The sequence below is a fragment of the Duganella sp. CT11-25 genome, assembly GCF_047302815.1.
Lineage (GTDB): Bacteria > Pseudomonadota > Gammaproteobacteria > Burkholderiales > Burkholderiaceae_D > Rugamonas.
This window is the reverse complement of sequence record NZ_JBKBFD010000001.1, coordinates 2,006,762-2,026,725: the sequence shown is the minus strand read 5'-3', so window position 1 is coordinate 2,026,725 and position 19,964 is coordinate 2,006,762. Positions and strand designations below refer to the sequence as shown.

The window sequence follows — 19,964 nt, the reverse complement described above, 5'->3', positions numbered from 1 at the left end:
CAGTCAACATAATTGCCAAGATGATATCTATAATGTTGACCAAGGCCAATAATTTCGGAGTACCATAGCGGGATAACCAACTGTTTTTTGGTGGAACACTTCATGACCGCATTGACTGCCACGCCGCCCGTGTTTTTGCATCCTCTGGCCGACCGCAACGGCAATCCTGCGGCGTTGCTGTTCGATGCGGATTGCATGCAGCAGGCCGGCGGCCCGCTGGACCTGCCGTCCGCCGTGCTGCAGGAGCTGGCCGGCGGCAGCATGAACTGCTTCTACCGCGCCTGCGAATCCGACATCCTCCATCCCTTGCTGGCCGCAGCCGGCTGGAAGCCGCTGGCCGCCGACAAGATCCATCGCGCCGACGAGGTGCTGGCCAAGGACCTGCCGCCGTCGGTGGCCTGGGTCGAGGGCAACTGGTTCCTGGCCCCGCCGCCCAAGGCGGTCGGCAACCAGGCCGCCTCGCGCGCGCTGGCGCTGCAGCTGGTGCAACTGGTGTCCGCCGATGCCGATACCCACGAAATCGAAGCGCTGCTGCGCCAGGATCCGACGCTGTCCTATCATCTGCTGCGCCTGGTCAATTCGCTGGGCATGGGCACCGGCCGCCGCGTCACCAGTTTTTCGCAAGCGATCCTGATCCTGGGCCGCTCGCAGCTGCGGCGCTGGCTCAACCTGATGCTGTTCTCGTCGCGCCAGGGCGACCAGCGCTCGGCCATGCTGCTGGCGCGGGTATCGGTGCGGGCGCGCTCGATGGAGCTGCTGTCCAAGCTCAGCGGCGACGACAAGCCGCACCAGGAGCAAGCGTTCATGGTCGGCATGTTCTCGCTGCTGGGCGTGCTGTTCGGCATGCCGCTGGACGAGGTGCTGAAACCGCTGACGATCAGCGACAACGTGCAGCAGGCCCTGCTGTCGCGCGAGGGCGAACTGGGCCGCTTGCTGTGCCTGGTGGAGTCGGCCGAATGCGACGACTACGTGGCGCTGGCCGAGGGCCTGCAGGCGCTGCAGATCGACAACGGCAATTTCAACCGTATCGTCGCCGACGCCTATCTGTGGATGCAGGGCGTCACGGCCGGCAAGGCGGGTGCCTCCCATGCTTGACGCGATCGAGCGTTGCCTGGCGCTGAGCCGGCAAGCCCGCACCGAGCAGGGCGAGGCGCTGGCGCGCACGCTGGCCGAGCTGGAGACGGCGCTGGCCGAGGCGCGCGTCGAAATCACGCCGGCCGCCATACCGCCGCTGGACGCCACGCTGGAACTGGACCTGACCGGCTACCTGACCGGCTGGAGCGCCGGCGCGCAGCTGATGTTCGGCTACGCGGCGCCAGAGGCGCTGGGCCAGCACGTGCTGTTCCTGTATGCCGAAGACGATGACGACGGCGATATCGCCGAGCTGTTCTTCGAGCACAATCCAGGCGAGACGGCGGCGCGCACCGAGGTCCGCCGCCGCAAGAAGAACGGCGACATCATCTGGGTCCACCTGGACATCCTCCTGCGCCATGACGACGGCGGCGAGCCGGTCGGCATGCTGGTCAAGCTGTCCGAGGCCAACCAGGCCTTGTCGGACCTGGACAAGGTCAACCTGCACGCGCGCATCATCGAGGACAGCGAGCAGGGCATCCTGATCACCGACGCCCACGAGCGCATCGTGTCCATCAACTCCTCGTTCACGCGCATCACCGGCTACACGCCGGCCGAGTCGATCGGGCAGACGCCGGACCTGCTGCGTTCTGGCGTGCACGACGCCGAATTCCGCGCCAAGGTGCGCACCGCGATGCAGGGCGGCGGGCCGTGGCGCGGCGAGATCGTCGGCAAGCGCAAGAACGGCGAGCTGTTCCCGCAATCGGTGACCATCAGCGCGGTGCGCGACGAGGCCGGCAAGATCAGCCATACCTTCTCGCTGTTCTCCGACATCAGCGTGCACAAGGACGCCGAGGCGCGCATGCAGCGCATGGCCAACTACGATCCGCTGACCGGCTTGCCCAACCTGTGCCTGCTGACCCAGCTGATGGGCCAGGCGCTGACCGAAACCAAGCGCACGCAGGAACACGGCGCGCTGCTGGTGGTGGAGATCACCCGCGTCGGCGCCATCAGCGACACGCTGGGCCATGAGATCGGCAATGAACTGCTGTGCGAGATCGGCCGCCTGTTCCGCCTGGCGCTGCGCGAAGGCGACGTGCTGGCGCGGCTGGACGGCCACAAGTTCGCCATCGCGCTGCTGCATATCGAAAAGCGCGAGCACGCCGCCATCGTCGCCAGGAAGCTGCTGGCGGCGCTGGCCTCGCCGATCATCGTCGCCTCGCACAACCTGCAGGTCGGCGGGCATGTCGGCATCACCGTCTACAACGAGGATGGCGCCGACGTGCCGACCCTGATCCGCTATGCGGACGTGGCGATGGCCAAGGCGGCGCAGAGCATCGAATCCAACTTCCTGTTCTACAGCGAAGAGATGAACCAGCGCGCCAAGGAACACCTGCGCATCGAAAGCGAACTGCGCCAGGCGCTGCGGAACGACGAGCTGCGGCTGTACTACCAGCCCAAGGTCAGCCTGCGCAGCGGCCGCATCGTCGGCGCCGAGGCGCTGCTGCGCTGGCGCCATCCGGTGCGCGGGCTGGTGTCGCCGGGCGTGTTCATCCCGGTCGCCGAGGAGACCGGCCTGATCCTGGACCTGGGCGCCTGGGTGCTGGAGGAGGCTTGCCGCCAGGTCAAGGAATGGCGCGAGGCCAACCTGATCATGCCGCCGATCGCCGTCAACCTGTCGGCGCGGCAGTTCGACGCCGGGCTGCCCAAGCGCATCGCGACGGTGCTGGAGCGCTACGGCGTGCAGCCGGACCAGATCAACCTGGAAATCACCGAGAGCCTGCTGGTGCGCGGCACCGACAACGTCATCGCCATCATGAACCAGCTGGTGGCGATGGGCATGGCGCTGGCGCTGGACGATTTCGGCACCGGCTATTCCAGCCTGGCCTACCTGAAGAAATTCCCGATCAGCACCCTGAAGATCGACCGCTCCTTCGTCATCGGCCTGCCATATGAAGAGAACGATTGCGCCATCGCCCGCGCCATCGTCACCATGGCCCAGCAGCTGCGCCAGGAAATCGTCGCCGAGGGCGTGGAGACCGCCGAGCAGATGAGCTTCCTGCGCGAGCTGGGCTGCGACCAGCTGCAGGGCTATCTGTTCAGCCAGCCGGTCCCGGCGGCGGAATTCGCGACCATGCTGCGCGAAGGGAAGCGGCTGATGTTCGGCAACCGCTAGGGCGGGCCGCCTTTCCCGGCACTACCCCATCGGGTGTAGGGGAGTGCCGGGCACGATGCTATTCTAGGTAGGCCAATTCCGGCCGAATCCTCAAGGAGATGCACATGTCCCGCAAAGAGCAGACCGCTGCTGCGGTCGATGCTGTCAAAGCCTTTTTCAAGCGCGACAAACAGGCCGCCATCAAATTCCCCCTTGTGTTGGCGGCTGTCTTCGTGGCGGCCTCCAGCCATGCAGCGCCGGCGGCCATCCAATCCGCCGCCAAGCTGGCCTTTGGCGATGCGAACACCTTGTTCGTGGCCGACTGGAAGGGCGCGCGCATTTATGCGCTGCCGGTCGCCGCGCCGGCCAAGGCGGCCGGCAAGCCGTTCAACCTGATGGATGTGCAGGCGCCGATCGCCAAGGCGCTCGGCGTGGCGCCGTCGGCCTTGCGCTTCGAGGACCTGGCGGTGCAGCCCGGCAGCGAGCTGGCGTTTGTCGCGCTGACGGTGCGCGCAGCCAAGGGCAAATCGTCGCCGGCCATCGTCAGCGTCGACGCCGCCGGCAAGGTGACGCGGCTGGACCTGGGCAAGGCCGCCGGCTCGGCCGCCATCACCGATGCGCCGGCGGCCGACCTGGCCTTCTGGCGCGACCTGCCGGCGCAAACGCTGACCGTCACCGACATGCGCTTCCACCAGAACAAGCTGTACGTGGCCGGCCTGTCCAACCGCAGCTTCGCCTCGACCTTGCGGGTGTACGACTATCCGTTCAGCGGCAAGGCCCAGGCCACCACCATCGAGATGTACCACCCGGTGCATAACGAGGTCGAGACCCGGGCGCCGATCCGCAGCATGGCGGTGATGACCATCGGCGGCGAGCCGACGCTGGTGGCCGCCTACACCTGCACGCCGCTGGTGACGATTCCGCTCAAGGACCTCAAGGATGGCGCCCACATCGTCGCCAAGACGGTGGGGGAGATGGGTTGGGGCAGTGCGCCGAACGGGCTGGTCACCTTCAAGATGGGCGACGCGGAATATGCGCTGCTGGTCAATTCCAGCCGCTCGGCCGACTTGCTCAGCGCCGCCGACCTGAGCGCCGCCGCCGCCGCGCCGGGCCTGAACACGCCGATCGAATGGCCGGCCAAGCCCTACCTGGGCGTCAAGGCCACGATGACGCCGCTGGCGGCGGTGATGCGGATCGATAACCTGAATCCGCAATTGCTGCTGGCGCTGCGGCGCGAGGACGCCAGCGGCCAGATGCAGCTGGTGTCGATCCCCAAGGGCGCCTATCTGCGGCTGAGCGATTTCGTGAACGAATACGACTTCCCCGACTACCGTTATCCGGAAGGGGACAAGTTCCGCGAGTTTCACAAGTACGCGCGTGGCCTCGAGGGCTATCCTGAACTGGCGCGCTAGCGGCGCGCTGCTGGCGCTGCTGCTTGCCGGGCCGGCGCCGGCCGCCACGGTGGTGACGCCGTCCGGGCCGGAGGTGCCGGAAAACCTGCTGCGCATCGAGCTGCATCTCGATACGCCGCTGTCCGCGCCGCTGGACATGCGCCGCGTGGTCCTGCTGGACAACCATGGGGCGCCGATCGTGGACGCTTTTCTCGATCTGCCGCTGGCCGGCCAGGACGGCATGGCGGTGACGCTGTTGCTGCATCCCGGGCGCATCAAGACCGGCGTGGGGCCGAACCTGGCGCTGGGGCCGGCCTTGCGCGCGGGGCAGGGCGTGCTGCTGCGGATCGATGATCCGCAACTGGGCGGGGCCGTGGAGAAACGCTGGCGTGTCGGGCCTCCCTTGACGCAGCGCATCATGCCGGCGCAGTGGACCTTGCATGCTGTCAAGCGGCGCAGCCGGCAGCCGCTGCGGATCGCCTTTCCCACCGCGCTGGATGGCGATGCCGCGCCCTTGATCGCGCTGCAGGGGCCGGATGGGCAGCGCCTGGCTGGTGTGGCGCGGCTGCAGCCGGGCGAACGGGAATGGCGCTTTACGCCGGCGCGGGCCTGGCGTCCGGGCAAGTATCTATTGCGGGTGCATCCGACGCTGGAAGACCCGCAGGGCAATCGCCTGTGCTCGGCGTTCGAGCAGGCCGCGCAAAGTGCTCAACAGTGCGGCGAAGAAGCGCGGCGCGCGTTTATTATCTACTAATATAGTTTGCCCTCATGGACGAAAGAGGGATCGTGCTCCAGGCGCCGCGCTGGCACAATCGCCTGGTAACGCCGCAACTGCGGCTTTCTTTTGGAGACTGTTATGCAGAAACGTACTTTCCTGGTTGGTAGCACCGCCGCACTAGCGCTTGCCGGTCTGGCGCTGAGCGGCTGCACCACCACCACCGGCGCGGCCAAGCCCGACAACGCCGCCGTGCGCACGCAGATCGAGCAGGGTTCCTACAACACGCTGGAGCGCCTGTACAAAGAGGTCAAGGGTTCGCGCGAGCTGGTGCGCAAGGCCAACGGCGTGCTGGTGTTCCCCAACGTGATCGCGGCCGGGCTGGTGGTTGGCGGCGAATACGGCAAGGGCGTGCTGCGCACCGGCGGCGAGACGGTCAGCTACTACAGCGTGGCCTCGGTCTCGGTCGGCTTCCAGGCGGGCGCGCAGTCCAAGGCCGTGGTGCTGCTGTTCATGAGCAAGGAATCGCTGGATAAATTCCGCAACAGCAAGGGCTGGACGGCGGGCGTGGACGGCTCGGTGGCCCTGATCAAGGTCGGCGCCAACGGCGAGATCGATACCACCACCGCCAACAATCCGGTGCAGGCGCTGGTGCTGACCAATGCCGGCCTGATGGCCAACCTGAACCTCGAAGGCACCAAGATCAGCAAGCTGGATCTGTAGCCGGCGGCGGCGCGGCGTCGAAAAGACTTTGCCGCCGCGCCGCTTGCGGCTACCCTTACGGTCAACTCTGACTTTAAGGAATATCCGATGACCCGTAACATCCTGGACGAAGCACGCATCCATCCCGCCATCCGCGCGCAGATCAGCGGCTATCACCGCGATATGGTCGCCGAGGTGGAGGCCGCCATCGCGGCCAACACCGTGGTGGTGATCGGCATGGGCCTGAATCCTTTCCCGGCCAAGGCGCGCAAGATCCTCGACCGCGTCGGCACGCCGTACAAATACCTGAGCTACGGTAACTACTTCTCCGAATGGCGTCCGCGCCTGGCGCTGAAGCTGTGGAGCGGCTGGTCGACTTTCCCGCTGGTCTTCGTCAAGGGCACGCTGATCGGCGGCGCCACCGACCTGCAAAAGCTGGTCGACTCGGGCGAATTCGCGCGCATGGTGGCTTGATGCAAACGCTGCCGCTGCGCCTGCATCCCGGCGACGACCTGCGGGCATCGGTGGTGGCGGCCTTGCTGGCCAGCGGCCACGGCGCCGGCTTCGTGTTGCAGGGCATAGGGAGCTTGAACGTGGCGCAGCTGCGTTATGCCGGCGTGCCGCAAGCGACCGAGTTGCGCGGCGACCTGGAAATCCTCACGCTGGCCGGATCGATCTCGCCGGATGGCGCGCATCTGCATATGTCGGTGTCGGACGCGCAGGGGCGCGTGCGGGGCGGGCATGTCGGGCCCGGTTGCATCGTCCGCACCACGGCGGAACTGCTGCTGGCGCTGCTGCCCGGCCAGCACTTTACGCGCGAGCACGATCCGCGCACCGGCTATCCCGAATTGAAGGTCAACTAATCGGGATCGACTTCGTCGTTGAGTTTTTCGGTCAGCGCCTTCAGCTGCGGCGGCGCGGCGTCCAGGTGGTAGCGGACGCTGTGGGCCTGCGGGCCCTGGTCCACCTCCAGGTCGTACTGGAAGTCCCAGGACTTGGGCGCGTCCTTGACCAGCTTGTCCGGCAGCGCAAAAAAGTCGCAGGCCAGCACCAGCTCTTCCAGCTGGCTGGCCTGCTCTTGCGGCAGTTGCGCCAGGTCGACGGTGCGCGTTTGCGCGCCGGCCGGTCCGGTGAAGCCGCCTGTGCATCGTAGGGTCATCCGCATCATGCTTCCTTTCAGGCGACGCCGACCACCTTCCAGGCCGCCTGCACGGCGTGCTGCTCGGGCGAGTCGGCGCCGTATAACAATGCGGCCGATTGCGCGGTGGCCTTGGCCATGTCCGCAAAGGTCGCGTTGGGCGTCAGCAGCGACAGCGCCTTGTACCAGATCGGCCCGGCCTTGTCCCAGGAATTGCCCTTGAGCGCGATCGCCGCCGCATGGAAGGCATGGTTGGGGATGCCGGAGTTGGTGTGCACGTCGCCATCCTCCACGTATCCTGCCATGGTTTTCGGTTGGTCGTCGCCCGACCAGGTGATTTCCTTGTTGCCCGGATCGGCCATCGAGCGCAGCGCCTTGCCGACCGTGGGCGCCATGATGCCGGCGCCGATCAGCCAGTCGGCCTGCTCGACGCTTTGCTTCAGCGACCACTGCTTGACGATGCTGCCGAACACGTCCGAGATCGATTCGTTGAGGGCGCCGCTCTGGTCTTCGTAGACCAGGCCGCCCGGCACGGCGTTCTGCGTCACGCCGTGGGTCAGCTCGTGGGCGATGACGTCGACGGCGCCGGTAAAGCCGAGGAACAGTTTGCCGTCGCCGTCGCCGTAGACCATTTGCTGGCCGTTCCAGAAAGCGTTGTTGAAGCGGGTCTGGTAATGGACGGTGGAATCGATGCGCATGCCCTTGCCGTCGATGGAGTTGCGGTTCAGGACTTCGCGGTAGAAATCGTAGGTCGCGCCGGCGCCGTCGTAGGCCTGGTTGACGGCGACATCCTTGGAGGCCTCGTTGCCCTCGTCGCGCACCAGTTTGCCGGGCAGGGTGGATTTGTTGCCGGCGTCGTAGACGGAGCGGCGCTTGCCGCCGAGCGCGGCCACGCCTTGCATGGTCGCCGGCGTGACCGAGCGCTGGCCGCGCAGGTGGGCCGAGATTTCTGCCTGGTCCAGCAGGCAATGGCGCTCGGCTTCGGTGGGCGCGTCATCGGCCAGCTTGCGCAGCATCTTCGACGAAATAATGAAGCAGGTGCAGCTATGCGGGTGCGCGGCCATGACGAAATCTCCTCTCGAAAGCAATAGTGTCTTTATACACTTATTTTCGTTGCCGGGATGTCACAGTTGCTATCGAGCGTGGCGCAGCGGGTCGAGCAGGGCGCGCAGGTCGTTGTGGTCGAGCTCGTACATCAGCGCGAGCAGGCCGCCCAGTTCCCCGGACGGGAAGCCTTCGCGCGCGAACCAGCCCAGGTAGTGGCCGGGCAGGTCGGCGATCTTGCGGCCCTTGTATTTGCCGTATGGCATTTCGCGGGTCAGCAGCAGGGCGAGTTTTTCGGAATTCATGGCTGCGATTTTAAACGGAACCGTCCCGGCGCTATTCTTCCTGCGGTCCGCGTTTTCTGCCCATCACCAGTCCCAGTGTCGTGAAGACAATCCAGACGGCGTAGTAGGGCAGCCAGTTGCCAAGCGGATGCTGGCCAAAAGTACCAGTCAGCAGAACAGCCGCCACTTCGGTCATGAAGGTGGCGATCAGTCCAATGACACCGATGGCGAGCAATGCGTTGATGTTCACAGGCAGCTTTCAATGTAAGTCGGCTCATTGTAGCTGACTTAAAATTCCCGTGGAGAAGCTTTTTGGTTGCCAATTCCTCAACTGGGTGCCAGTATTAGCGCTTCGAGAGATACACGGGGCGTCTGTTAATGGAACTTCGCTTTTCATGGGTAGAACAATTTGGGCATCTTGTTCCCGCTTGTCGCGCCAGCAACGGCATCGGATACAGCCCACTGTCATGCCTGCTGACCGACGACGGCGGAATCCCGTATCTGCAAACGGTGCCTTGGTTCGATCAATGTTTGAGCCGGATCGGATTGCTAAAAAACAAGCAGCTTGAATCCTACGATTGGGGCCGCGAACACTGGGCGGCGGAGCTGTCCAGGACCGAGGTACGTGTGATCTGCCAGCTTGACGAGACGTGTTTTGAAATCGTAGGGATCGATGCCTTTGAAACGATCTTGCTGGCCTGGCGAAACTTCATCCAATCAGGGTCGTCGGAGCCGGCACCAACGGAGTTGCATGAGTATTGAGGGAATGTCGGCACTGACACCGATGTTTTGACACCGGTATCTTGCGCGCAATAGGATCCGACGTACACAGCATGTGTGCTATTGTGCATGTACGGTCATCGTTTACCGTCCCCGCCGCCCACCTAGTTGACGACTTGGAACAAGGAATGTTTCCATGCGTCTTAACGACCCCAACCAGAACCATTTGCTCGCCGCCCTGCTGGACGCCGAGTTCGACCGTATTTCGCCGTACCTGGAACCGCAGATGATGCGGCTGGGCGATGTGCTGTACGAGTCCGGCGGCCAGCTCAATCATGTGTATTTCCCCACCTCGGCCATCGTCTCGCTGCATTATGTGCTGGAGAACGGCAGCTCGTCCGAGATCGCCGGGGTCGGCAACGAGGGCATCCTGGGGATTTCGCTGTTCATGGGCGGCAACACCACCCCCAGCCGCGCCGTGGTGCAGACCAGCGGCCACGGCTACCGCCTCAAGTCCCACATCCTGATGGAAGAGTTCAACCGCGCCGGCCCCGTCATGCGGCTGCTGCTGCGCTATACGCAGGCGCTGCTGACCCAGATGTCGCAAACGGCGGTGTGCAACCGCCATCACACCGTCGAACAGCAACTCTGCCGCTGGCTGTTGCTGACGCTCGACCGCCTGGACGGCAGCGAGCTGACCATGACCCAGGAGCTGATCGCCAACATGCTGGGCGTGCGCCGCGAAGGCGTGACCGTTGCCGCAGGCACTCTGCAGAAATACGGCTATATCAGCTGCCGCCGGGGCCATATCACCGTGCTCGACCGGGCCGGATTGGAAAGCACATCCTGTGAATGCTACGACGTGGTCAAAAAAGAATTTGCTCGGCTGATGTCCGATGTCCGTCAGCGCTAAGGGGGAAGCATGAAAAATAATTACGATGAACCATTGTTCAAGGCCGAAGCGTTGCAACTGGCGATCCATAACAGCGCCAATTTCTCCAGCATCGCCACCGATGCGCAGGGCGTGATCCAGATCTTCAACGTCGGCGCCGAGCGCATGCTGGGCTATAGCGCAGCCGATGTCGTCAACCAGATCACGCCGGCCGGCATTTCCGACGCGCCCGAAGTCATCGCGCGAGCCCAGGCGCTGAGCCTGGAGTTCGGCACCACCATCCTGCCCGGCTTCGAGGCGCTGGTATTCAAGGCGATGCGCGGCATCGAGGATATCTACGAGCTGACCTATATCCGCAAGGACGGCAGCCGCTTTCCCGCCATCGTCTCGGTCAGCGCGCTGCGCGACGGCGACGATAAGATCATCGGCTACCTGCTGATGGGGACCGACAATACCGCCCGCAAGCGGGTGGAGCAGGAACAGGCCAAGCTGGACAAGCTGCTGCGCGAGCAGCAGCATGCGCTGCAGGAAACCAATCAGGAGCTGGAGACGGCCCGCGCCACAGCGGACAAGGCCAACCGCGCGAAATCGGAATTCCTGTCGAGCATGAGCCATGAGCTGCGCACGCCGCTCAATGCCGTGCTAGGCTTTGCCCAGCTGCTGGCGTCCGACAAGCCGCCGCCTACCGTCTCGCAGCAGCGTTCGCTGGACCAGATCCTCAAGGGCGGCTGGTATCTGCTGCAGCTGATTAACGAGATACTCGACCTGGCCATGATCGAATCGGGCAAGGTGATGATGTCGCAGGAATCGATGGGGCTGTCCGAGGTGCTCAAGGATTGCCAGGCGATGATGGAGCCGCAGGCGAGGAAGCGCGGCATCGACATGCGCTTCACCAGCCTGGAGCAGCCGTTCTTCGTGCATGCCGACCGCACCCGCCTCAAGCAGGTGATGATCAACCTGCTGTCCAATGCCATCAAGTACAACCGCAGCGGCGGCAGCGTCACCGTCAGCGCCAGCGCCGCCAGCAAGGGCATGGTGCACATCCGCGTGGCCGACTCGGGCGCCGGTTTGAGCCAGGAGCAAGTCGAGCAACTGTTCCAGCCCTTTAACCGCCTGGGCCGGGAGCACGGCACGGAAGAGGGTACGGGCATCGGCCTGGTGGTCACCAAGCAGCTGGTCGAGCTGATGGGCGGTTCGATCGGCGTCGAAAGCGAACCGGACGTCGGCACCACCTTCTGGATCGAGCTGGCGGCCAGCCAGGAGCCGGTGCTGGAGGCCGCTCCCTTGAGCGCGGCCGATTTCGGCATCACCGAGGAACATGCCCTGACGCGCACCGTGCTGTATGTCGAAGACAATCCCGCCAACCTGATCCTGGTGGAGCAGCTGGTCGCGCGGCGTCCCAACCTCAAGCTGCTGACCGCCATCGACGGCTATGCCGGCATCCAGCTGGCGCGCACCTACCAGCCGGACGTGATCCTGATGGACATCAACCTGCCGGGCATCAGCGGCTATGGCTGCCTGAAGATATTGCAGGACGATGCCGAGACCGCACATATCCCGGTGATGGCGCTGTCGGCCAACGCCATGCCGCGCGACATAGACCGCGGCGTGGAAGCCGGCTTCTTCCGCTATCTGACCAAGCCGATCAAGGTGGTCGAGTTCATGGATGCCTTGGACCTCGCACTGGGCTTTGCCGCCGACCACACGAAAGTAACTCATGATTGATTCATCCAACCTCCTCAACGCCAGCATCCTGATCGTCGACGACCAGGAAGCCAACGTCATGCTGCTGGAGCAGATGCTGGCCAACGCCGGCTACACGCGGGTCACCAGCACCACCGACCCGTTTGCCGTGGCCGGATTGCATCTGGAGCACCACTACGACTTGATCCTGCTGGACCTGCAAATGCCCGGCATGGACGGTTTCGAGGTGCTGGAGGCGCTCAAGCTCATCGAGCCGGACGGCTACGTGCCGGTGCTGGTCATCACTGCCCAGCCCGGCCATAAACTGCGCGCGCTGCAGTCCGGCGCCAAGGACTTCGTCAGCAAGCCGTTCGAGCTGGTGGAAGTGGAAACGCGGATTCGCAACATGCTGGAGGTGCGCCTGCTGCATCGCCAGCTGAACCGCATCAACCAGCAGCTGGAACACACGGTGATGGTGCGCACCGCCGAGCTGCGCATCAGCGAGGCCCGCTTCCAGCGCTTCGCCGAGCTGTCGACCGACTGGTACTGGGAACAGGATGCCGAGGGTACGCTGGTCAACTGGTCCGGGCCGGTGACCGACATGGTGGGCATAGGCAGCGACGATGCCAGCGGCTGGGATGTGGCCGAACGCGCGCTGTTGAATGAAAACATCGCCGAGCGCAGGGCCTTCCTGGATTTCGTGTACAGCCGCACCACGGCCAACGGCACGGTGCAATATTTGCAAGTCAGCGGCGAGCCGATGTTCGACGAGGCCAGCCGCTTCACCGGCTACCGGGGCGTGGGACGTGACGTGACCGCCATGGCGGCGATGTTCTCCAAGGGGAAATAGACTTTATCGCGTTTGTTGCGCCCGGCGCAAATATGTTTGGCGTTTTGCTGTCTTTTTCTCAGCAACGAAAGTCCCGATACTGCATGACATCAACTTTTCAGGAGTGACGTCATGCCAATTGCCTTGCTTGCGCTGACCATCAGCGCGTTCGCTATCGGGACTACCGAGTTTGTTATCGTCGGCTTGCTGCCGACTATCGCCGCCGATCTGGGCGTGAACCTGCCTTCGGCCGGTCTGCTGGTCAGCCTGTATGCCTTGGGCGTGGCCGTCGGCGCGCCGGTATTGACGGCACTGACCGGCAAAGTGCCGCGCAAGCTGCTGCTGGTGTCGCTGATGGTGCTGTTCACCCTCGGCAATCTGCTGGCCTGGAAGGCGCCCAGCTACGAATCGCTGGTGATCGCCCGCATCCTGACCGGCCTGGCGCACGGCGTGTTCTTTTCGATCGGCTCGACCATCGCCACTTCGCTGGTGCCGAAGGAGAAGGCGGCCAGCGCGATCGCCATCATGTTCACCGGCCTGACCGTGGCGCTGGTGACCGGCGTGCCGCTGGGTACCTTCATCGGCCAGCACTTCGGCTGGCGCGAGACTTTCCTGGCCGTGTCGGCGCTGGGCGTGATCGCCTTCATCGGCAGCCTGCTGTACGTGCCTTCCAATATCCAGCATAACAAACCGGCCTCGCTGCTGCAGCAGATGAAAGTGCTGGGCGAGCCGCGCCTGCTGCTGGTGTATGCGATGACCGCCGTGGGCTATGGCGGTTCGTTCACCGCCTTCACCTTCCTGGCGCCTATCCTGACCGATATCACCGGTTTCAGCGCCAACGCGGTCGGCCTGGTGATGCTGGTGTACGGCGTGTCTGTCGCGGTCGGCAATATCTGGGGCGGCAGGCTGGCCGACCAGCGCGGCCCTGTCAGCGCCTTGAAGATCATCTTCCTGGGCCTGGCCGCCGTGCTGTTCGTGCTGACCTTCGCCGCGCCGTACAAATGGCTGGTGCTGGCGACCGTGCTGGCGTGGGGCGCCGTGGCCTTCGGCAACGTGGCTGGTTTGCAGGTGTATGTCGTGCATCAGGCGGAGCACTACACGCCGCGCGCCGTCGATGTGGCTTCGGGCCTGAACATCGCCGCGTTTAACCTGGGCATCGCCGGCGGCGCATGGGGCGGCGGCTTGATCGTCGAGCACCTGGGCCTGGTGCATACCGGCTGGATCGGCGGGCTGGTGGTGCTGGGCGCCTTCGGCCTGACCGCGCTGAGCGGCCGCCTGGACCGTCTGAATCCGCGTCCAGCCCATGTGGGCGGCGGCAAGTCCATCCACGCCGTGGCGCACTGATTGCGGTATATTGGCGGCGATTCGAATTACTCGCCGCCAATATGTCCGCCGTCTCCCTGTTTTGTCTCGTCTTCGCTTATTTCGCCTTGCTGCTGATCGTGGCCTGGCGCACCTCCCGCAACGCCACCAACGACAGTTTCTTTATCGGTAACAAGAGCAGCAACTGGAAACTGGTGGCGTTCGGCATGGTCGGCACCACGCTGAGCGGCGTGACCTTCATCAGCGTGCCCGGCGCCGTCGGCCGCGACGGCTTCGGCTACCTGCAGGTGATACTGGGCTACGTGCTGGGCTATGTCGCCGTCGCCACCATCCTGCTGCCGCTGTACTACCGCCTCAAGCTCACCTCGATCTACACCTATCTCGAAGGACGCCTGGGCCGCCGCTCCTACCAAAGCGGCGCCGCCTTCTTCATCCTGTCGCGCACGCTGAGCGCATCGGCGCGCCTCTACCTGGTCGTCAACATCCTGCAGATCACCATCCTCGACAGCCTGGGCGTGCCGTTCTGGCTGACCACGCTGGTCATCCTGGGCATGATCCTGCTGTACACCTACGAAGGCGGCGTCAAGACCATCGTCTGGACCGATACGCTGCAAACCACCGGCATGGTGCTGGGCCTGCTGGCCTGCGCCGGCTGGCTGCTGCACGAGATGAACCTGGGCCCGCTGGCCAGCCTGGCGCGGATGCACGACCACAACCTGACGCGCTGGATCACCACCTCGGTCGACAGCCCCGCGTATTTCTGGAAGCAGGTGCTGGCCGGCTTCTTCATCGTGCTGGCGATGACCGGCATGGACCAGGAGATCATGCAGAAGAATATCTCCGTCAAGACGCTGCGCGATTCGCAAAAGAATATGCTGATGCTGACCGTGATCCTGACCGCCGTGCTGGTGCTGTTCATGTTCCTCGGCGGGCTGCTGACCCTGTACGCGCCCACGGTCGGCGTGACGGCGGTGGGCGACAAGATCTTCCCGGCCGTGGTCATGGGCCACATGCCGGCGCTGCTGCAGCTGATCTTCTTCATCGGCCTGGTGTCGGCGCTGTTCCCCAGCGCGGATGGCGCAATGACGGCGCTGACCTCGACCTTCTGCATCGACATCCTCGGCCTGCGGCGCCGCACCGACCTGGCCGAGCAGGCCAAGGTGCGCCTGCGCCATCACGTGCACCTGGCGTTCTGCGCCATCTTCCTGCTGCTGGTGCTGATGTTCAAATGGGTGGACAACGCCAGCATGGTGGGCCTTGTGCTGAAGCTGACCGGCTATACCTATGGCCCGTTGCTGGGACTCTTCGCTTTCGGTATCCTCACCGGCCGCGACGTGCGCGACCGCTGGGTGCCGCTGGTGGCGCTGGCCGGCCCGGCGCTGTGCTATGTTATTGACTACAATCAGGAATTGCTGTTCGGCAGCTACCGTTTGGGACTGGAACTGCTTATCCTGAATGGCTGCCTGGTCTTCGGTGGCCTGCTGCTGGTCTCGAAACCAGCGGAAAGCGCCCGGCATGCAGTATCATCCTTGTAACACTTAACCACCGGAGTATTGATGACCCGTTCCCCGTTTTCCTACATCCGTAGCGGCTTCGCCTTTTTCTGGCGCGCGCTGGATACCGGCCGCCGCACAATACTGAACCTGCTGTTCCTCGCGGTGCTGCTGGCGATCCTGTACATGATCTTTGGCGGCGGCCTCAAGCCCTTGCAGCCGAAGACCACGTTGGTGCTGGATCTGAAGGGCCAGCTGGTCGAGCAGTCCAGCGTCAACGCGCGCGACGCGCTGCTGACCAATGTGCGCGGCGGCGAGGTGCACAAGATGATGCAGTTGCGCGACGTGCTGTCGGTGCTGGATGCCGCGGCCAAGGATCCCGACGTCGGCGCCGCCGTGCTGCTGACCGACGAGCTGCAGGGAGCCGGCCAGGCCTCGCTGCGCGAAGTGGCGACGGCGCTGGACCGCTTCAAGGCGTCCGGCAAGCCGGTGGTGGCCTGGGGCTCCAGCTTCGACCAGCGCCAGTACCTGCTGGCCGCGCACGCCAGCGAAGTGTATATGCACCCGATGGGCATGGTGCTGCTGGAGGGCTTCGGCCGCTATCGCAATTACTACCGCGACGCGCTGGATAAACTGGGCGTGACGGTCAACCTGCTGCGCGTCGGCACCTACAAGAGCTTCGCCGAGCCATACATCGCCAACGGTCCGTCGCCGGCCGCCAGCGAGGCGGAGTCCTACCTGAACAACGCGCTGTGGGCTTCGTACACCGACAACGTCGAGAAGGCCCGCAAGCTGCCGCAGGGCGAGATCATGAAGGCCATCAACGAGCTGCCGGTCAAGGTGGCCGAGGTCAATGGCGACCTGGCCAAGCTGTCGCTGTCGACCAAGCTGGTGGACGGCCTGAAAACCAAGGATGAAATCCGCCAGATGATGATCAACCGCGGCGCCCGCGACCTGGAAGGCAAGAGCTTCCGCCAGATCGGCTTTGACGACTACCTGGCCCGCGTGCACCACAAGCTGACCGGCGACGCCGTCGGCGTGATCGTGGCGCAGGGCGAGATCAGCGACGGCACGGCCGGTCCCGGCTCGATCGGCGGCGATTCGACCTCCAAGCTGATCCGCATGGCGCGCGAGGACGACAACATCAAGGCCGTGGTGCTGCGCGTCGATTCGCCTGGCGGCAGCGCCTTCGCCTCGGAGCTGATCCGCCGCGAGTTGGAACTGACGCGCTCCGCCGGCAAGCCGGTGGTGGTCTCGATGGGGAATGTGGCGGCCTCCGGCGGCTACTGGATTTCGATGGCGTCGGACGAGGTGATCGCCGAGCCGAACACCATCACCGGTTCGATCGGCGTGTTCGCCATCCTGCCGACCGCCGACAAGGTGATCGACAAGCTGGGCATCCACACCGCCGGCCAGCCGACCACCTGGCTGGGCGACGCGGGCAACCCATTGCGTCCGCTGGATCCACGCCTCGGCCAGGTCATCCAGGGCAGCATCAACCATATCTATGCGGAGTTCACCACGCGCGCGGCCAAGGCCCGCAAGACTACGCCGGCGAAAATCGACGAGGTGGCGCAGGGCCGCGTCTGGACCGGCGCGCAAGCCAAGGAGCGCGGCCTGGTCGATACGCTGGGCAGCTATGGCGATGCGCTGAAGTCGGCCGCCAGGCGCGCCAAGCTGGCCGGCGACTTCCGCGTGGTCTACATCGAGCGCGAGACCAGCAAGTTCGACCGCTTCGTCGAGATGATCGGCGGCGGCACGGCGCAAGCGGTGGCGCAGGCCGTCGGCGCGCAGCTCAAGCTGGGCACCACTATCGCCACCGGCCTGCCGCCGAGCGCGGCGACCGGCATCGCGAACGACCTGGGCTGGCTGTCGGACCTGACGGCGGCGCGCAAGCCGTTCACGGCGATCACGCACTGCCTGTGCGAATCGCCCTGATGGAGATTCAAATCCGCACCGCCGCGCGCGGCGATGAAGAGGCCTTGTCCGCAGTCGGCAAGGCCAGCTTTCTTGAAGCGTTTGCCGGCATCCTCGATGGCGGCGACATCATCGCCCATTGCGAGCGCCAGCATGCGGCAGCGGTCTATCGCGACTGGCTGGACGACGGCGGCATGCGGATCTGGCTGGCGGAAGCCAGTCCGGGCGGGGCGCCGATCGGCTACCTGGTGCTGGCGCCGGCGACGCTGCCGGTGGCCGCGCCGCGCGCGGACGACCTGGAGATCAAACGCATCTACCTGCTGCACCGTTTTCACGGGCGGCGCGTTGGCAAGCGGTTGATGGATGCGGCGCTGGCGGATGCGCGCTCGCGCGGCGCCGGCCGTGTGCTGCTGGGCGTCTACGCGGAAAACCACGATGCGCTGGCGTTCTACCGGCGCTGCGGTTTTGCGCCGATCGGCCGGCGCACTTTCCGCGTCGGCGAGACCGACTACGACGATGTCATGTTGGCGCTGGAGCTGACAGCGGCAGCGTAACCTCGAAGCAGCTGCGTCCATCCTTCATCAGGACGCAGCGCGCTTCGCCGCCGTGACGGCGGGCGATCTGGCGCACCAGCGCCAGGCCGAGGCCGGCGCCGCTGTTGTCCAGCGTGCCCCGGCGGCGGAAGAAGGGCTCGAACACCCGCTCGAATTCCGCGTCCGGCACGCCCGGACCGTTATCCCATACCCGCAGCGTGGCCTGGCCGTCGGCGCAGGCGATCAGCACATGCGCCGGCGGCACGCCGTGGCGGTGCGCGTTCTCCAGCAGGTTGCGCAGCAAGCGGCGCAGCAGGCGCGGATCGCCCCGCATCACGGCCGATTCGCCGTCCAGCACCGCCTCGTCGTAGCGCGCGCATTCCTCCGCCGCCAGCGCCAGCAGGTCGAGTTCTTCCGATTCCGTATTCTCCTGGATGGCGCCGAGGCGGCTGGCCAGCAGGATTTCGTCGAGCAGGTGATTCAGTTCGGCGATGTCCTGTTCCAGGCCGGCGCGGCGCTTCGGATCGACGCCGTCCTTGATCAGCTCCAGCGCCAGCCGGATGCGCGCCAGCGGCGTGCGCAGCTCGTGCGAGGCGTTGGCCAGCAGCGTCTTGTGCGCGCCGACCAGCTGTTCGATCTGGTCGGCGGCGCGGTTGAAGCTGGTCGCCAGCCGGGCCACCTCGTCCTTGCCCTCGACCTTGACGCGCGTGGTCAGGTCGCCGGCGCCCAGCGATTCCACGCCGCGCTGCAGGCGTTCCAGCCGCTTGGTCAGGTGCCGCACCAGCGGGAAGGCGGCAATGCCGATGCCCACCGCAAGCAGGAACAGCGTGTTGTGCAGCATGGCCTTGGGACGGGTGAAGCCCAGCGGCTCGCTGGACAGCAATTTGCGGCCGTCCGGAAGGCGCACAAAGGATTCTGGCGGCGGGCCGGTCACGCCCTGGCGCCGCCAGTGGCGCGCCGGGATCTGGTCGCCGACCACCGCCAGCGGACGCCAGTCGCGCGTGTACAGCGTCATGTGGGCGTCCATGCCGGCGGCCACGCGGGCCAGCGCGGCCTGCTGTTCCTCGGGCGGCGCGTCGGGCGGCGCCAGCACGTTCTGCATTACCTGCGACAGCGTCGAATTGGAGCGCTCCAACGGGCCGCCGGCACGGCTCCAGACCTGCATCACGGCCAGCGAGAACAGCAGCAGGACGACCAGCAGCGCCACGTAGAAGCGGAAGTAGAGGCGCGGCAGGAAAGGGCTGAAACGCTTCATCAATCCTGCACCTTGGCGAACAGGTAGCCGGCGCCGCGCACGGTGATGATGCGGCGCGGCTTTTTGGGATCGTCTTCGACGGCGGCGCGGATGCGCGACATATGCACGTCGATCGAGCGGTCGAAGGCTTCCAGAGGCTCGCCCTTGAGCAGGTCCATCAGGGCGTCGCGCGAGAGCACGCGGCCGGCATGCCTGGCCAGCACCAGCAGCAGGTCGAACTGGTAGGCGGTCAGCTCGCAGGGGGTGCCGTCCAGTTTGGCCGAGTGCGCGGCGGGATCGATCTCCAGCCGGCCGAAGCGCAGGAAGTGGTCGCCGGCCGCCGCGCCGCCGCGCTGGTTGTCCAGGTGGCGCAGGTCGACGCGGCGGCGCAGGATGGCGCGCAGGCGCGCCAGCAGTTCGCGCGGCTCGAAGGGTTTGGGCAGGTAGTCGTCGGCGCCGATCTCCAGGCCGACGATGCGGTCGATGGCGTCGCCGCGCGCGGTCAGCATCAGCACCGGCACGTCGGAGACGGCACGCAACTGGCGGCACACGTCCAGGCCATCCATGTCGGGCAGCATCAGGTCGAGGATCACGGCGTCGATCCCGGCGGCGGCGACGTGTTCCATCGCGATGCGGCCGGTGGGGGCGTGGGAGACGCGAAAACCCGCCTGGCTCAGATACTCGGTGAGCATCTCGGCCAGGCGGGGATCGTCTTCCACCAGCAAAATTCGGTCTACAGGATTCATGCGGTTCATTCTACGGAGTGTTGCGGCGTAAGGGTAACCCTTACTTCGGACAGTGAAATCAGTATGCACTGTAACGGTTTTTGGGCGATGTCGG

The 19,964-nt window shown here is 65.2% G+C and carries 21 protein-coding genes; 15 read left to right on the top strand and 6 right to left on the bottom strand.

All coding sequences use genetic code 11. From position 1 onward, the window contains the following. The first annotated feature begins 102 nt into the window (after positions 1–102). The 7 genes from ACEN9F_RS08430 to ACEN9F_RS08400 all read left to right on the top strand — a co-directional run bounded on the left by ACEN9F_RS08430 (position 103) and on the right by ACEN9F_RS08400 (position 6,897). Positions 103–1,095 carry an EAL and HDOD domain-containing protein gene (locus ACEN9F_RS08430; protein WP_413419590.1) on the top strand — a complete coding sequence of 331 codons (993 nt, stop codon included), beginning with the start codon at positions 103–105 and terminating at the stop codon, positions 1,093–1,095. Continuing rightward, positions 1,088–3,247 (top strand): putative bifunctional diguanylate cyclase/phosphodiesterase, encoded by a 2,160-nt coding sequence (locus ACEN9F_RS08425; protein WP_413419589.1) that lies wholly within the window; start codon positions 1,088–1,090, stop codon positions 3,245–3,247. The genes ACEN9F_RS08430 and ACEN9F_RS08425 overlap by 8 nt, the downstream gene beginning before the upstream one ends. A 104-nt stretch (positions 3,248–3,351) precedes the next feature. After that, on the top strand, positions 3,352–4,638 hold the full coding sequence (locus ACEN9F_RS08420; RefSeq protein ID WP_413419588.1) for a hypothetical protein: 1,287 nt from the start codon (positions 3,352–3,354) through the stop codon (positions 4,636–4,638). Beyond that, complete coding sequence (locus ACEN9F_RS08415) at positions 4,604–5,371, top strand: hypothetical protein (protein ID WP_413419587.1); 768 nt, start codon at positions 4,604–4,606, stop codon at positions 5,369–5,371. Before ACEN9F_RS08420 ends, ACEN9F_RS08415 begins: the two co-directional genes overlap by 35 nt. A gap of 102 nt (positions 5,372–5,473) precedes the next feature. Continuing rightward, positions 5,474–6,055: a YSC84-related protein gene (locus ACEN9F_RS08410; protein WP_413419586.1), complete on the top strand. Its 582-nt coding sequence runs from the start codon at positions 5,474–5,476 to the stop codon at positions 6,053–6,055. An 87-nt stretch (positions 6,056–6,142) separates the two neighbouring features. Continuing rightward, a complete protein-coding gene (locus tag ACEN9F_RS08405; protein ID WP_413419585.1) occupies positions 6,143–6,508 on the top strand; it encodes a glutaredoxin in 366 nt (121 codons plus the stop codon). Beyond that, positions 6,508–6,897, top strand: a complete 390-nt coding sequence (locus tag ACEN9F_RS08400; RefSeq protein WP_413419584.1) for a PPC domain-containing DNA-binding protein — start codon at positions 6,508–6,510, stop codon at positions 6,895–6,897. The genes ACEN9F_RS08405 and ACEN9F_RS08400 overlap by 1 nt, the downstream gene beginning before the upstream one ends. Here the strand turns inward: ACEN9F_RS08400 and ACEN9F_RS08395 are convergent. The 4 genes from ACEN9F_RS08395 to ACEN9F_RS08380 form a co-directional block, all read right to left on the bottom strand. Then, positions 6,894–7,193, bottom strand: coding sequence for a protealysin inhibitor emfourin (locus tag ACEN9F_RS08395; RefSeq protein WP_413419583.1), 300 nt, complete (start codon positions 7,191–7,193; stop codon positions 6,894–6,896). The two genes, ACEN9F_RS08400 and ACEN9F_RS08395, sit on opposite strands and share 4 nt — an antisense overlap. A gap of 17 nt (positions 7,194–7,210) precedes the next feature. Next, positions 7,211–8,236, bottom strand: a complete 1,026-nt coding sequence (locus tag ACEN9F_RS08390; protein ID WP_413419582.1) for a M4 family metallopeptidase — start codon at positions 8,234–8,236, stop codon at positions 7,211–7,213. Between the two features lie 69 nt (positions 8,237–8,305). Next, a complete protein-coding gene (locus ACEN9F_RS08385; protein ID WP_413419581.1) occupies positions 8,306–8,521 on the bottom strand; it encodes a DUF3820 family protein in 216 nt (71 codons plus the stop codon). Positions 8,522–8,552: 31 nt separating this feature from the next. Beyond that, complete coding sequence (locus tag ACEN9F_RS08380) at positions 8,553–8,750, bottom strand: hypothetical protein (protein ID WP_413419580.1); 198 nt, start codon at positions 8,748–8,750, stop codon at positions 8,553–8,555. 128 nt (positions 8,751–8,878) lie between these two features. Here ACEN9F_RS08380 and ACEN9F_RS08375 point away from each other — a divergent pair, with 128 nt between their 5' ends. The 8 genes from ACEN9F_RS08375 to ACEN9F_RS08340 all read left to right on the top strand — a co-directional run bounded on the left by ACEN9F_RS08375 (position 8,879) and on the right by ACEN9F_RS08340 (position 17,911). Then, positions 8,879–9,262, top strand: coding sequence for a hypothetical protein (locus ACEN9F_RS08375; protein ID WP_413419579.1), 384 nt, complete (start codon positions 8,879–8,881; stop codon positions 9,260–9,262). 154 nt (positions 9,263–9,416) lie between these two features. Next, complete coding sequence (locus ACEN9F_RS08370; protein WP_413419578.1) at positions 9,417–10,133, top strand: Crp/Fnr family transcriptional regulator; 717 nt, start codon at positions 9,417–9,419, stop codon at positions 10,131–10,133. 9 nt (positions 10,134–10,142) lie between these two features. Continuing rightward, entirely contained in the window at positions 10,143–11,837 is a 1,695-nt protein-coding gene (locus ACEN9F_RS08365) for an ATP-binding protein (RefSeq protein WP_413419577.1), read from the top strand. Continuing rightward, complete coding sequence (locus ACEN9F_RS08360) at positions 11,830–12,645, top strand: response regulator (protein ID WP_413419576.1); 816 nt, start codon at positions 11,830–11,832, stop codon at positions 12,643–12,645. Before ACEN9F_RS08365 ends, ACEN9F_RS08360 begins: the two co-directional genes overlap by 8 nt. A gap of 111 nt (positions 12,646–12,756) precedes the next feature. Next, positions 12,757–13,968 carry an MFS transporter gene (locus ACEN9F_RS08355; RefSeq protein WP_413419575.1) on the top strand — a complete coding sequence of 404 codons (1,212 nt, stop codon included), beginning with the start codon at positions 12,757–12,759 and terminating at the stop codon, positions 13,966–13,968. Between the two features lie 41 nt (positions 13,969–14,009). Then, entirely contained in the window at positions 14,010–15,482 is a 1,473-nt protein-coding gene (locus tag ACEN9F_RS08350; protein WP_413419574.1) for a sodium:solute symporter, read from the top strand. 21 nt (positions 15,483–15,503) lie between these two features. Next, entirely contained in the window at positions 15,504–17,378 is a 1,875-nt protein-coding gene (gene sppA, locus ACEN9F_RS08345; RefSeq protein WP_413419573.1) for a signal peptide peptidase SppA, read from the top strand. Next, positions 17,378–17,911 carry an N-acetyltransferase family protein gene (locus ACEN9F_RS08340; RefSeq protein WP_413419572.1) on the top strand — a complete coding sequence of 178 codons (534 nt, stop codon included), beginning with the start codon at positions 17,378–17,380 and terminating at the stop codon, positions 17,909–17,911. Before sppA ends, ACEN9F_RS08340 begins: the two co-directional genes overlap by 1 nt. On the opposite strand, the gene ACEN9F_RS08335 is transcribed toward ACEN9F_RS08340, so the two are convergent. Next, positions 17,877–19,145: a sensor histidine kinase gene (locus ACEN9F_RS08335; RefSeq protein WP_413419571.1), complete on the bottom strand. Its 1,269-nt coding sequence runs from the start codon at positions 19,143–19,145 to the stop codon at positions 17,877–17,879. The genes ACEN9F_RS08340 and ACEN9F_RS08335 overlap by 35 nt on opposite strands. Next, the gene (locus ACEN9F_RS08330; RefSeq protein WP_413419570.1) at positions 19,145–19,870 is read right to left on the bottom strand and encodes a response regulator; all 726 of its coding nucleotides are present in this window, start codon (positions 19,868–19,870) and stop codon (positions 19,145–19,147) included. The genes ACEN9F_RS08335 and ACEN9F_RS08330 overlap by 1 nt, the downstream gene beginning before the upstream one ends. Positions 19,871–19,964: the final 94 nt, after the last annotated feature.